At 65.2% G+C, this 14022-nt stretch carries 10 protein-coding genes and 1 riboswitch; of the genes, 8 read left to right on the forward strand and 2 right to left on the reverse strand.

All coding sequences use genetic code 11. From position 1 onward, the window contains the following. Positions 1 to 148 precede the first annotated feature (148 nt). Positions 149 to 250: riboswitch (TPP riboswitch) on the forward strand. A 93-nt stretch (positions 251 to 343) separates the two neighbouring features. The 5 genes from thiC (at position 344) to ACQ5SA_RS19305 (ending at position 9497) form a co-directional block, all read left to right on the forward strand. Then, positions 344 to 2188 carry a phosphomethylpyrimidine synthase ThiC gene (thiC, locus tag ACQ5SA_RS19285; protein ID WP_230112380.1) on the forward strand — a complete coding sequence of 615 codons (1845 nt, stop codon included), beginning with the start codon at positions 344 to 346 and terminating at the stop codon, positions 2186 to 2188. Positions 2189 to 2289: 101 nt separating this feature from the next. Then, the gene (locus ACQ5SA_RS19290) at positions 2290 to 2961 is read left to right on the forward strand and encodes an ion channel (RefSeq protein ID WP_353101356.1); all 672 of its coding nucleotides are present in this window, start codon (positions 2290 to 2292) and stop codon (positions 2959 to 2961) included. Positions 2962 to 3220: 259 nt separating this feature from the next. Then, positions 3221 to 5545 carry a winged helix-turn-helix domain-containing protein gene (locus ACQ5SA_RS19295; RefSeq protein ID WP_499315606.1) on the forward strand — a complete coding sequence of 775 codons (2325 nt, stop codon included), beginning with the start codon at positions 3221 to 3223 and terminating at the stop codon, positions 5543 to 5545. A 114-nt stretch (positions 5546 to 5659) separates the two neighbouring features. Next, on the forward strand, positions 5660 to 6559 hold the full coding sequence (locus tag ACQ5SA_RS19300; RefSeq protein WP_230112382.1) for a helix-turn-helix transcriptional regulator: 900 nt from the start codon (positions 5660 to 5662) through the stop codon (positions 6557 to 6559). 49 nt (positions 6560 to 6608) lie between these two features. Beyond that, the gene (locus ACQ5SA_RS19305) at positions 6609 to 9497 is read left to right on the forward strand and encodes a TonB-dependent receptor (protein ID WP_499315607.1); all 2889 of its coding nucleotides are present in this window, start codon (positions 6609 to 6611) and stop codon (positions 9495 to 9497) included. Positions 9498 to 9755: 258 nt separating this feature from the next. On the opposite strand, the gene ACQ5SA_RS19310 is transcribed toward ACQ5SA_RS19305, so the two are convergent. Then, positions 9756 to 10877, reverse strand: coding sequence for an HDOD domain-containing protein (locus ACQ5SA_RS19310; RefSeq protein WP_499315609.1), 1122 nt, complete (start codon positions 10875 to 10877; stop codon positions 9756 to 9758). Positions 10878 to 11028: 151 nt separating this feature from the next. Next, positions 11029 to 11565 (reverse strand): inorganic diphosphatase, encoded by a 537-nt coding sequence (gene ppa, locus ACQ5SA_RS19315; protein ID WP_025874161.1) that lies wholly within the window; start codon positions 11563 to 11565, stop codon positions 11029 to 11031. 182 nt (positions 11566 to 11747) lie between these two features. Here ppa and ACQ5SA_RS19320 point away from each other — a divergent pair, with 182 nt between their 5' ends. The 3 genes from ACQ5SA_RS19320 to ACQ5SA_RS19330 all read left to right on the forward strand — a co-directional run bounded on the left by ACQ5SA_RS19320 (position 11748) and on the right by ACQ5SA_RS19330 (position 13831). After that, positions 11748 to 12221, forward strand: coding sequence for a hypothetical protein (locus tag ACQ5SA_RS19320; protein WP_353102015.1), 474 nt, complete (start codon positions 11748 to 11750; stop codon positions 12219 to 12221). A 72-nt stretch (positions 12222 to 12293) separates the two neighbouring features. Then, the gene (locus tag ACQ5SA_RS19325; RefSeq protein WP_353102017.1) at positions 12294 to 12794 is read left to right on the forward strand and encodes an RNA polymerase sigma factor; all 501 of its coding nucleotides are present in this window, start codon (positions 12294 to 12296) and stop codon (positions 12792 to 12794) included. A gap of 104 nt (positions 12795 to 12898) precedes the next feature. After that, entirely contained in the window at positions 12899 to 13831 is a 933-nt protein-coding gene (locus ACQ5SA_RS19330) for a FecR family protein (protein WP_353102018.1), read from the forward strand. Positions 13832 to 14022: the final 191 nt, after the last annotated feature.

The following is a 14022-nucleotide window of genomic DNA, read 5'->3' on the forward strand; positions in this document are numbered from 1 at the left end:
CGGCAGGGAAAGCACCGCTTGCAACGGTGCGGTGCGCGTGCACGTTACTGAATGCGACGTCACGGTTCTGTTAACGCGGGTGCAGTAGATCCACGCCATGCGTGGATGAATGGCGGGGGGAGCGAGTGGTTTCTATGCTCTAATGCGCACCAAGAAGCGGGGGTACCGGGGCCTTGTGGCCACGGTTGAGATAGTCCCTTGGAACCTGATCCGGCTCATACCGGCGTAGGGAAGCTTTGCAATGCAGCCGTGCCCGGAACCCGCCCAAGCAGCGCCTTGGTGCGCTCCGTGCGCGGGCGCAGTGCGCCGCCGCTTCGTCCCTGACCTTCCTGGACGATGCCCGATGAACGCACAGCCTTCCGCCCTGCAGCAACAGGCCCAGCAACTCTCCGAATCCGTGACCCGGCCCATTCCCGGCTCGCGCAAGATCCACGTGGCCGGCTCGCGCCCGGACCTGCAGGTGCCGATGCGCGAGATCGCGCTGACCCGCACGCCCACCGTGTTCGGTGGCGAAGAGAACGCACCGGTCACCGTCTACGACACCTCCGGCCCGTACACCGATCCGGACGTGCGCATCGACCTGTCTGTCGGCCTGCCGGCACTGCGTCGCAGCTGGGTGGAGGAGCGCAACGACACCGAACAGCTTGATGGCCTCAGCTCCTCGTTCGGCCGCGCTCGCGAGCACGATCCCAAGCTGGACCCGGTGCGTTTCCCCGCGCGCAGCCTGCCGCGTCGCGCGCAGGCCGGCGCCAACGTCACCCAGATGCACTACGCGCGCCGCGGCATCATCACCCCGGAAATGGAATTCGTCGCCATCCGCGAGAACCAGCGGCTGGAGGCGATCCGTGATGCCGCACTGCTGCAGCAGCATCCCGGTGAATCCTTCGGCGCATCGATCCAGCACATCATCACCCCGGAATTCGTGCGCGAGGAAATCGCCCGCGGCCGTGCGGTGCTGCCCAACAACATCAATCACCCGGAAAGCGAGCCGATGATCATCGGCCGCAACTTCCTCACCAAGATCAATGCCAACATAGGCAACAGCGCGGTGTCCTCGGGTATTGCCGAGGAAGTGGAAAAGCTGGTGTGGGCGATCCGCTGGGGCGGTGACACGGTAATGGACCTGTCCACCGGCAAGCACATCCACGAGACGCGCGAGTGGATCATCCGCAACTCGCCGGTGGCGATCGGTACGGTGCCGATCTACCAGGCGCTGGAGAAGGTCGACGGCCGCGCCGAAGCGCTGACCTGGGAGATCTTCCGCGACACCCTGATCGAACAGGCAGAGCAGGGCGTGGACTACTTCACCATCCATGCCGGTGTGCTGCTGCGCTACGTGCCACTCACCGCCAAGCGGGTTACCGGGATCGTCAGTCGCGGCGGCTCGATCATGGCCAAGTGGTGCTTGGCCCACCACAAGGAAAACTTCCTCTACACGCATTTCGAAGACATCTGCGAAATCATGAAGGCCTACGACGTGACCTTCTCGCTGGGTGATGGCCTGCGTCCGGGCTGCATCGCCGATGCCAACGATGCGGCGCAGTTCGGCGAGCTGGAAACGCTGGGTGAGTTGACGAAGATTGCCTGGAAGCACGACGTGCAGACCATGATCGAAGGCCCCGGCCATGTGCCGATGCAGCTGATCAAGGAGAACATGGACAAGCAGCTGCGCGAATGCGGCGAGGCACCGTTCTACACGCTTGGCCCGCTGACCACCGACATCGCGCCGGGCTACGACCACATCACCAGTGCGATCGGCGCGGCGATGATCGGCTGGTTCGGTACTGCCATGCTCTGCTACGTCACACCGAAGGAGCATCTGGGCCTGCCCAACCGCCAGGACGTGCGCGACGGCATCATGGCCTATCGCATCGCCGCCCATGCTGCTGACCTGGCCAAGGGGCATCCGGGTGCGCAGGTGCGCGACAACGCGCTGAGCAAGGCACGCTTCGAGTTCCGCTGGGAAGACCAGTTCCACCTCGGCCTGGACCCGGAGAAGGCCAAGGAATTCCACGACGAGACGCTGCCCAAGGACGCGCACAAGCTGGCCCATTTCTGTTCGATGTGCGGCCCGCACTTCTGCTCCATGAAGATCACCCAGGACGTGCGCGAGTACGCCGAGAAGGGCATGCAGGAGAAGTCCGAGCAGTTCCGTGCAGCCGGGGCCGAGGTGTACCAGCAGGGCTGATCGCAGCGGGGCAGTGCCGGGTCATGCCCGGCACCGTCCAGTCCCCCATCTCACAGCCATGCCGTTATCCTCGCCCCATCGTTCCCTGGGGATAAGGAACCATGCCCATTGCCGTAACCACCCGCTGGCTGGCCATCGCCCGCCGTCACCCCTCTGCCTGGCTGCTCGGGGCTCAGCTGTTGTCGGTACTGCTGTACCCGGCGTTGGACGAAACCGCTGCCGGGCGCGCGGCAGTCGGCGTGTTCGGCATGGCCGTGCTCGGCCTGGCCCTGTGGGTGGTGCAGCGCAGCCCGCTGGGGACCTGGCTGGCGTTGGTGCTGGCCATCCCGGCGGTGGTGTTTTCGCTTTCTGCGGCCCTGCTCGACCGGCCGGCACTGGGCATCACCGCACAACTGCTGGAAAGCCTGCTGTATTTCTATACCGCTGGTGCGCTGATCGCCTACATGCTGCAGGACCACAAGGTGACCCGCGACGAACTGTTTGCCGCCGGTGCCACGTTCACGTTGTTGGCATGGGCTTTCGCTTTTACCTTTGCCGTATGTCAGCAGTGGTATCCGGGCAGTTTCCAGGGCGCCACTGGAGGCTCGCAGCGCACGTGGATGGAGCTGCTTTATCTGAGCTTCAGCTTATTGTCCGGAGTCGGGCTGAGTGATGTCGTACCACTGCATCCGCAGGCCCGCGCGCTGGTCATGCTGGAGCAGTTTTCCGGCGTCATGTATGTCGCGCTGGTGGTTTCGCGGCTGGTCGGCCTGACCATGCTGAAACGCTTCTGAAAATGAACGCCAGATAAAAATATCGCGCCCAAAAGGGCGCGAATGATGATGCTTATTATGTGAATGCGTCGGCGAGAGAGAGCCTGATGTCGACCACGCGATAGGCGAGGTAACTTGCATAGGCTAATATCCGGAGGCTTCGTTTTTTTTGCGGTATGCGCCGATGCTTTGTGCGGAATCTGGCTTCTTGCTGTGCCAAGGATGGGAAGAGATCGATGGTGAACAGTGTTCGCGGCCTGTTTCAACCCCATAGCAACGAATGATCAACAGCGAAATCCAGTCGCCTGAATCCGACCGCGTCCGCGTCGGCGAGTGCATCGTTACGTTGTCCTCGCGAGAGGTCGAAGTTGCCGGTGCCCGCCGTACACGCCGTTTGACGCCCAAGTCGCTGGGCGTGCTGCGCATGTTGATGCGGCAGCCGGGGCGGGTGGTGACCCGTGACGAGCTGTTCGCCGAAGTGTGGCCGGACACGCTGCCGACCAACGATGTGCTGACCCAGGCGGTTACCCAGCTGCGCAAGGCGTTCAGCGTCGACGACGACAATGGCCAGGCGTACATCGAGACCATTGCCAAGACCGGCTACCGCCTGCTGGTGTCGGTGCAGCCGTTGCCGGACCACGAGTCCGATGCGATTGCTGTTGCAGAAGAGTCGTCCGCACCGCAGTCGCCTGCACCGAACGCCGTGGCCGCTGTCGGCGCGCCCGTGGTTGAACGCGGCAGCCGCCGCTGGCGCCGTCTCCGCCGTCGCCTGCTGCTGGCGCTGGGCGTGGTGATGCTGCTTGCGCTGGTGGTGCTGAGCGTACTGCTGCTGCGCCGCCCGGCACCGGTGAATTCTCCGGTGGATGCGGCCGTGGAGAACGGCACGCGGGTGATCGGAAGCCCTGAGCGACCGTATCGACTGATTACCGCCACGGCCGGTTTTGAGACCTATCCCACACTTTCGCCTGACGGATCGCAGGTCGCCTATGAAGGCGCCAACGATGATGGCAAGGGTGGCAACGCAATCAAGGTGCAGACCTCTGGCAATGCACCCGCACGCCAGCTGCTTTCGCCGCCAGCAGGTGCCAGCGACCGCTTCCCGAACTGGTCGCCTGATGGCCGCGAGATTGCCTTCGCCCGCTTTGGTGCCGATGACAGCTGCCAGGTGCTGATCGCCAGTGCCACCGGCGGCGCCGTGCGCCAGGCCACGCGCTGCGACGGCACCGAGCTGCTCAGTTTCGACTGGACGCCCGATGGCCGTGGCCTGGTCTTCGGCAGCATGGTCGGTCGCTACGCCCATCGCGGCATCCGTGTGCTCGATCTGGCCACCGGCCAATGGCGGGCGCTGGACTACGCGGTCGACGAAGATGATTTCGACTACGCCCCGCGCTATTCGCCGGATGGCAAATGGCTGGTGTTTGTCCGCAACCCTCAGTTGGGCGACCTGTGGCGGATGCCTGCCAGCGGTGGCACGCCCGAGCAGTTGACGACCGAATCGGCCGAGCTGCGCGGTTGGGCATGGCTGGGCGACGGTCGACATATCGTGTTTGGTCGCCGCGTGGACAGCGAAGCGCGCCTGTACTACCTCGATGTCGAGCGCCGCACGCTGCGCGACGCCGGGCTCGACGATGCGCAGTGGCCAGCCGTCTCCCGTCGCGGCGACATGCTGGCATTCGTGCATCGGCGCGCGCAGTTCGGCGTGTTCAGGATGCCCGCGCAGGGCGGTGCAGGCGAGCGACTGTTCGCCTCCAGTGGCCGCGATGGGCAACCGATGGTGGCGCCGGATGGACGGCAACTGGTGTTCAGTTCCGATCGTTCCGGCAGCTTTGCGCTGTGGTGGGCCGACATGCAACGGCCGGAGTCGTTGCGGCCCATCGAAGGGCTGAAGCCGGAAGCACGGCAGGCACCGGACTGGTCGGCTGACAGCCGGCATCTGCTGGTGGTGGGTCGCGATGAGCATGGCGAAGCCGTTGTCTACGAGACCGCCCCGCGCGATGAGCAGCTGCATCGCCTCCCGGTTCCCGCTGAACAGCCATTGCAGGCCTTGTACGGCGCACACGCGGAGCAGCTGCTGGTGGTTGAGCGCGACGCCGACCAGCACACCCGGTTGAGCCTGTTCGATCGCAGCACGCAGCCGTGGCGGCGCCTTGCCAGCCTGGAGGGTGTGTCGCAGGCGCGTTTCGACCGCAGTACCGGGCGGGTGCTGTTCACCCGGTTGGCAGCCGGTGGGCTGTGGTCGGTGGACGCGGCGTTGACCCCTGCCAGCGTGCAGCAGATCAGCGAGGACCGGCCGAGCCGTTGGCGCTACCGGACCTGGACCGTGGCCGGCAACGGCAGCATCGACTACCTCGGCAGCAGTGCCAGCTGCGGCACGACCCTGGTCCGTATTCAGTCCGGACGTGAAGAAGCGGAGCGCTGCCTGGACGCCCAGCGCCTGAGCGCAGGCAATGGACTGAGCGCCAGCGCCGACGGAAACAGCCTGTACCTGGCACTGGCCATCAGCGATGGCGCCGACATTGGCGTGATGCGACTCCCCGAACAACCGCCCGCGCTGTTCCCCGCATTCTCCAAGCTGCTGATATTGAACGAGAAAGGGCCTTCGTAACTTCTTCGTGACGATCTCGCCGCGAATTCGTGGCGATCTCGGCAGTCTTTCCTGACGCGCTGCCGCCCGATTTGGCAAAACGGATACCTGTACTTGGCAAATCCGTGGTGCCCCATGCGTCAACTTTCGCTGGCCGATCGTGGCCAAACCCTCTCCCTGGACAAGGCGATCGACGATGTCGCGCCGACCTGCATGGGCGTTGCCCGCCTCGGCAGCCTGCAGACCGCCGGCACCAGCTTCAGCGTCTGGATGCAGGTGCGCGGTACCTCGTGGGTGGAAGCCAAGGAAGGGCGGTTCCGCCTTCGCCAGGGCGAGTGGATCGCGTTCGAGAAGGAATCCAGGCCGCTGGTCCAGGCCGGGCGGAATGGCTTGTGCGTGGGTATGAACCTGAACGTCGAAGCGCTGCGCGTGCTGACCGAGATGGCCGACTGCGGCCTGTACGCCGGTCGCGGCCTGATGAACCGTGCCGATGCACGCGTGGCACTGCGCTTGTGGCGTGACGCGCTCGCCAGCGGGCAGCCGGCGCAGGCGCTGCGTCCCTTGCTGCTGCATCTGGCCGGTCTGCAGCGCAGCTTGGCCGACAACGTACAGCGTTGCCCCGGCCGCTCGCGCAGCCGCAAGCGCCAGGTATTTGGTCGCATGCAGCGTGCGCGCCTGTATCTGGAAGGCAACAGCCACCGTGTGGTGCGCATCGGCGAACTGGCCGAGCTGACCAACTTCTCCAGCTGGTATCTCTCCAAGACCTTCCAGAGCCTGTACGAGGAAAGCCCGCAGTCGCTTTCGGCACGGTTGCGCCTTGAGCGCGCGGCCGATCTGCTGCGCGACACCGACATGATGGTCGGTGAGGTCGCTGCCGCCAGTGGTTTCGACAACTGCTGCAGCTTCGCACGCGCCTTCCGCGCCCGCTATGGTCAGTCTGCTTCGCGCTTCCGCGAGAACGACGGACAGCTTCCGCCACACTCCGCAAAGTCTCCGGTTGTGTCGCGCAAATACAGCGCTGCAACGCAATCGTAACGTGCTACGGCGTTTTAACACGCTACTAACACGTACCTTGGAGAGATTGATGAACGTTCGTATTCCCGCAGTGCGGCTCGGCTTGCTGCCGGCCGGCATTGCGCTTGCCTTGGCACCGTCCTTCGCTTCGGCGCAGGACGCAGCTGCCGGCGGCACGACCGACCTGGACCGCATTTCGGTCACCGGTTCGCGCATCCGTCAGGCAAGCATGGAAACCGCACAGCCGGTGATCGCGCTGCAGCGCGCCGACATTGAAAAGCAGGGCTTCACCAGCGTTGCCGACATCGTGCAGAACCTGTCGGCAACCGGTTCGCCGGCGATCAGCCGCGCCGATGCCCTGACCTCCGGCGAAGAAGTCGGCGGCCAGTACGTCGACCTGCGCAACCTCGGCCCGGAGCGCACCCTGGTGCTGCTGGACGGCAAGCGCATGGGCACCAGCACCGGCGGCTACACCGACCTGGCTTCGATCCCGACCTCGGTCGTCGAACGCATCGAAGTGCTGACCGATGGCGCCTCGGCCATCTATGGTTCCGACGCCATCGCCGGCGTGGTCAACATCATCACCCGCAAGAACTTCGACGGTCTGGAAGCCAGCGTCTACGGTGGCCAGTACGGCCAGGGCGACGGCCAGAAGCAGGTCTACAACTTCGTCTACGGCCAGACCGGTGAGCGCGGTTCGATTACCTTCGGCGCCGAGTACAGCAAGGAAGACGAGGTCCAGGCCAAGGATCGCTCCTTCAGCCGCTACCCGAACGGTCGCTTCCATCCGAACCCGACCGCGGACGATGCCAATGGCTGGTCGCCGGCGTCCAACCAGGGCGTGCTGATCGATGACATGGGCACCCCGAAGGATGCCGACGATGACATCTGGTACACCCGCGCCAATACCGGTGCCGGCAACGGCATCGGCGACTTCCGCGAGTTCGGCACCGGTGATTACACCAATGCCAGCCGTGAAATGTGGCTGCAGAACAAGCTGACCCGTCGCTCGGTGTTCGCCAACGGCAACTACGACCTGACCGACAACATCCGCGCCACCGCGAACGTGCTGTACACCAAGCGCACCGCGACGTCGCAGATCGCCGGCTACCCGTACCAGTCCGAGGTCTACGGCACCCCGCTGTCGGCCGACAGCATCTACAACCCGCTGGGCAAGGACGCGGAATTCATCCGCCGTACCTCCGAGTTCCCGCGCCAGACCGAATCCGAGCAGGAAACCTTCCGCTTCTCGGCCGGCCTGGAAGGTTCGTTCGAGTTCGCTGACAAGTTCTGGGATTGGGACGTGGGTTACGTCTACAACCAGAACAAGGGCGTCAAAACCGGCACCGGCAACCTGTTCATCCCGAACGTGCAGAATGCCGTCGGCCCGTCCTTCATGGACGGCAACGTTGCCCGTTGCGGTACCCCGGGCAAGGTGATCGCCGGTTGCACGCCGTGGAACCCGCTCGCACCGTACGGCTCCACCGGCAATGGTTCGCTGGCTGACCCGGCACTGCAGGCCTACCTGTTCCTGCCGAGCCACGACACCTACACCAACACCACCAAGGCTTACAGCGCCAACATCTCCGGTTCGCTGTTCACGCTGCCGGCCGGTGACCTGGCCATCGCCGCTGGTTACGAGCACCGTCAGGAAAGTGGTGAGTACAACCCGGATGCACTGCTGCAGTCGGGCCTGAGCACCGACCTGGCCGGCGCGCCGACCAAGGGCAGCTACAAGCTCGACGAGTTCTACGTCGAACTGAACGTGCCGGTGCTGGCCGACATGCCGTTCGCCAAGGAACTGTCGCTCGACATGGCCGGTCGCTATTCGGACTACAACACCTTCGGCGACACCATCAACAGCAAGTTCGGCCTGAAGTGGAAGCCGATCGACGACCTGCTGGTGCGTGCGACCTATTCGACGGGCTTCCGCGCGCCGAACATCGCCAACATGTACGGCGGCACCTCGCAGACCTTCGACGCCTACACCGATCCGTGCGACAGCAGCTTCGGTTCGGCTTCGCGCAACCCGTCGGTTGCCGCGGCCTGCGGCGCACGTGGCGTTCCGGCGAACTTCCGCCAGATCACCTCCGGTGGCGCACAGTCGACCGGCCCGGGCACCCAGTCCTACAGCGCCTTCGAGTCGGGTTCCAACCCGGAACTGCAGCCGGAAACCTCCAAGACCTGGACGGCTGGCCTGGTCTACAGCCCGAACTTCGTGCAGGGCCTGGACGTCAGCCTGGACTGGTGGAAGATCCGCATCAACAACGTGATCGCCGCCGAGTCGGTGACCTCGATCCTCAACCAGTGCTACGTGCTGGGCGTGGCGTCGGCGTGTGACCGCTTCAGCCGCGGTACCGAAGGCCGCACCGTCAACCAGGTGGTCGACGTTACCCGTACCCTGATCAACGGTGGTTACCAGGAAACCGCAGGTTACGACCTTGGCATCAAGTACCGCCTGCCGGAGTTCTCCTTCGGCAAGATCGTGGTTGACTGGAAGACCACCTACGTCGATTACCTCGAGTACAAGCGCGACAACGAAGCCGAGACGCCGGTCGAGCAGCACACCAGCTGGGCAACCGGCGACTGGGGTGCGAACTTCCGCGTCCGTTCGAACCTGAATGTCGATTGGAGCCTGGGCAACCTGGGCGTCAACTGGGCGGTGCGTTACTACTCGAGCATGAAGGAGCCGTGCTCCTACGACACCGAGTGCAACCTGCCTGACTTCAACTCGGCCTACACCCTGGGTCAGCCGACCCGCAAGGTCGGTTCGAACACCTTCCACGATGTGCAGGTGCGTTACACCCTGCCGTGGCAGGCCACGGTCTCGGTCGGTGCCAACAACGTGTTCAACCACGAAGGCCCGGTCATGTACAGCCAGCCGAACTCGAGCTTCTCGTACTACGGTGGCTTCGACATCGGTCGTTACTACTACATGAAGTACACCCAGCGCTTCTGATCCATCGAAGCGTGACAGCAGAAAAAGGAGGGCGGGCCGCAAGGTCCGCCCTTCTTGTTTGCGCGATCAGGCAACACGGGTATCCACACCGCGCGCGGACGAACCTCCGCTCACCAACGGCTGATCCACACCACGCGGACGAACCTCCGGATACTTCCAGTAGATCCACGCCGTGCGTGGAAGAACTTCCGGCACAACTAAAAAAGGCAGGCCCCTGGCCTGCCTTTCGTCCCATTCCTACTCGCCTGCCGCTACGCCTCAGGCGTCGCTCGGCACCAGCCCCATCAGGCTGTTGGCGTGCTCGCGCCACTGCGGCAGCTTGTTCAGCACACCCGCGCGCTGCAGATAATCCTCATCCACCGGATCGCCGTTGACCAGCGCCAGTGCCACGTGCACCGCACCGGTCACCCAGAAGCTGCGGGTGTTGGCGCGCTGCGGCTGCAGATGGAACGCCACTGCCTCGATGATCGGCATCGGCAGACCCCACAGGCCCAGCAGGTAGGCACCCGCTTCGGCATGGCCGGGGCGATCGTCGCCCGCCAGCTCGGCTTCGCTGCGTTCGTTGCGCACGCCCGGCAGCAGCAGGCCGATGTCGGCCAGCAGTGCGGCGGTGGCACCGAGTTCGGCGCTGGAGTCGGGCAGCAGGCGTGCCGCCAATCGCGAGGCCATCAAGGCACGCTGCTGCAGCGAGTTGCGTTCGGCGCCGGACAAGGTCGGCGCGGAGAACACTTCACTGGCCAGCACCAGGTCGCGCAGCGTCGCCAGGCCCAGCCGGGTCACGGCCGTGCGCAGGTCGGCGATGGTGCGGCCCTGGCTGAAGAACGCCGAATTGGAAAGCTGCAGCACTTTGGCCGCGATCGCCGGGTCGGCGGCGACCAGCTTGGCAACATCGGCGCTGTCGGCGTCGTCGTCATGCTCCAGTGCCTGGGTCAGGCTCAGGTACAGATGCGGCGGCGAGGGCAGCTTCTCGATGCGGCCGATGGCATCGCGCAGGCGTGGACTGTCCAGCACTTCGCGCAGCTCTTCCAGGCTGGTCAGTGCTTCCAGCAGCACTTCCGGTGCCAACGGCAGCGGCAGGAAGCGATGGGCGACACCGATCAGGCGTGCCGGCGGCGGCCGGTTGCCATGCTGTGCATCGACCAGTGCGATGCGGATCGTCTCCGGGCGCAAGGTGCGGATCTGTCCCAGCAACGTGGTTGCGTTGAGATCGGGCAACTGCGGGCAGACGATCACCGCGTCCACGCCCTGGGTGGCGACCGCAGTCATCGCGGTATGGCCATCGGTGGCGGTCAGCGGCTGCCAGTCTTCCCCAAGATCGGCAATGAATTCGGTCAGCTCAGCCGGCAGGCTGGCTGTATCCCCAACAAGCAGAATACGCACGACACATTCCCCTGGCTGTCTCGACGGTCGATGTCGAAGACGTGTGAAGTGACGCAATTTACCTAATACGGCGGCAAAGGTGATGTGCCGCCGTCATGAAACGTGACCCGCATCGCTCCGACGCCGTGCGCCGGAGCAATGCTGTTCAGTCTCAGGCCTTGCTGTCGAGGTGACGCTGGTGCGCCTCGATCAGGATCTGCTTGGCCTCAGCCGCGCCGCCCCAACCGTCCAGCTTGACCCACTTGCCCTTCTCCAGATCCTTGTAGTGCTCGAAGAAGTGACCGATGCGCTCCAGCCAGTGGCTGGACACCTGTTCGATGTCTTCCACGTGGGCGTAGCCGCCGAACACCTTGGTGACCGGCACGGCCAGGATCTTCTCGTCGCTGCCTGCCTCATCGCTCATCTTCAGCACGCCGACCGGACGGCAACGCACCACCGAACCCGGGACCAGCGGCAGCGGCAGCACCACCAGCACGTCGGCCGGATCGCCGTCGCCGCACAGGGTGCTCGGCACGTAGCCGTAGTTGCAGGGGTAGCGCATCGGGGTCGACAGGATGCGGTCGACGAAGATCGCACCGGTTTCCTTGTCCACTTCGTACTTCACCGGCTCGGAATCCTTCGGGATCTCGATGATGACGTTGATTTCTTCCGGCGGGTTCTTGCCGGGCGAGACGAGTTCCAGACCCATGGTGTGCTCCAGGTGGGGGTGTAGACGGATAGCTCTCCATTTTATGCCTTTGCCGGTCGCTGTGCAGGGTGGGGGGCTGACGGCACGGCGCGGCGGGGGCCCACGCCGTCGGCCGGGGTTCACCGATGGGGGCGGCGTGGCCAGGCCGGCAGGCTGGACGCACCTTCCCGAGGAGTTGCCGCATGAACGTGTTCGCCCTGCCATTTGGCCTGTTCTGTGCGTTGCTGGCCGCGCCATCGGCCCAGGCCTCCCCCTACGTCGATCTGATCGACTACCCGCACCAGGAAGCCAACTGGGACCGCTTCTTTGCCCTTGAGGGCCGCCTGCAGCATGGCTTCGACGCGATCTGCGGCGACACCTTCTGCGAAGGCGAGTACAGCGATATCCATGCCCTGCGTCTGCGCTGTTCGGTGGATGCGGTACGCGGCACTGTCCACGAATGCCTGTGGGCGTTTGCCGCCAGCGATCTGGACGTCTCCCGCAACGACGGCACGGTGGTGGCCCGGCAGCCGACCTGGTTGTGCCGCCTGCCGCTGATGCCGGGTACTCCGGTGGAGGCCTTCCACACCGCACTCGCCGCCCGCAACCCGCTGCATGACCCGCTGCCCGGTACCTCGCAGAGCATCTATGACGGCCTGACCGATTGCATCCATTGATGAGAACGTGACTGATTCGCATTAACGGAGTAGCATCCGCGGCGCCTTCCGTCTGTCGTCCCGGTTCCGCGCATGTCCTCCAATGCCGCTTCCCTCACCGAACTGCTGATCCGCGAGCGGCCTGCGCTGCTGCGCCGGGTGCAACGCATCCTCGGCGGCGACAACGGCGCCGAGGATGTGATCCAGGCGGTGTGGTTCAAGGCCCGCAGGGTCGACGACAGCCAGGCCATCGACAACCCGCGTGCCTACCTGTTTCGGCTGGCGACCAATCTGGCTACGGACCACGGCCGCGAATCGACCCGGCGCAACCGCCTGCTGGCCGATCACTACCTGTGGGGGCCGGACGAGGTGATTTCGACCGAGGAACAGGCGATGGCACAGGACGAGCTGCAGCGCGTGCTCGACGCGGCGGGGCACCTGCCGGAGCCGACCCGCACCATCTTCCGGCTCAATCGCCTGCAGGGCCTGACCCAGGCCGACATCTCCAGGCGTCTCGGCGTATCAGTGACCACGGTCGAGAACCATGTGCGTACCGCGCTGCAACGCCTGGCCTGGGCGCGCAGCGGTCGATGATCGCCCGGACTTGGGGATGCGCTTCGCTGAAACGTCTTGATTACTGGACCGTGGATGCGGTCTAGTTTCCCCGCCCGCGCTTGAATGCGCCTGTCTGCCAGCCGATGAGCCCGCCGAACATGCTGCCCGCCGCCAATGACGATGCCCTGGCCGAACAGGCCCAGGGCTGGATCGCGTGGCTGGCATCCGGTGATATCTGCGATGCGCGCATGCACGAGTTCGAGCGCTGGCTGCAACAGCCGGGACATCGTCGGGCCTTTGAGCACGAGCGCACGCTGTGGCGCAGTGTGGGCCCACGCCCGCAGGCTGCGCCCGTCGAGCGGCGCAGGCCGCATCGCCTGCGCTGGGCAATGGCGGCCACGGCCGCGCTGGTGATGCTGGTGGCATGGCCGGAAGCATGGTTGCGCCTGCAGGCCGATCACCGCAGCACGCATGTCGTGCAGAGCGTGCAGCTGCCTGATGGCAGCCGTGCGGTGTTGGATGCGGACAGTGCAATCGCCGTGCGCTTCGATGCGGACGCACGCCAGATCGAGCTGCTGCGCGGGCGTGCCTGGTTCGAGGTCAGTCCGGATGCGCAGCGACGCTTCAGCGTGCGTGCGGGCAATGGCGTGGTCGAGGACATCTCGACGGCGTTCACCGTCGCGCGTGGCGATGAGCGGGTGGAAATCCAGGTCGGGCAGGGCAGGGTGCGCGTGGCCAGCCCGGCCGACGGCGGCTGGACATACCTGCAGGTGGGCCAGCGTGCGGCCTATGGCGAGCACAGCGGGGTGATGCGTCTGCAGGATGTGCCGGCCGACAGCGTGGGCGCATGGCGGCAGGGCGAACTGCTGCTGGACCAGGCCAGCGTCGCCGATGCCGTGCGATGGGTGGGGCGCTATCGCGCCGGCCCCACCTTCGTGCGTGGCGATCTGTCGCGGCTGCCGGCGGTGAGCGCGGCGCTGCGCATCGATCGCCCGGAGCAGGCGCTGGACGCGCTGGCGGCAACCGCAGGGTTGCAGGTCACCCACCTTCCGTTCGGCGTCGCCATCGTGCAGTAGATCCACGCCATGCGTGGATGATCAGCGCGAATCATCCCAGTGTGCCGACCAACGGTCGGCACCCACCGCTGCAACCAGCCGACCAACGGTCGGCAGCCACCGCGACCGCAAATCCCTCTTGGGGTTGTCGCGCGCCCATCCGTCTTACCCCGCGAACGTACCCGCCGCCGCCACGTACGTCGCCGTGTCCG

The organism is Stenotrophomonas indicatrix, assembly GCF_050573115.1.
Classification (GTDB): domain Bacteria; phylum Pseudomonadota; class Gammaproteobacteria; order Xanthomonadales; family Xanthomonadaceae; genus Stenotrophomonas; species Stenotrophomonas lactitubi_A.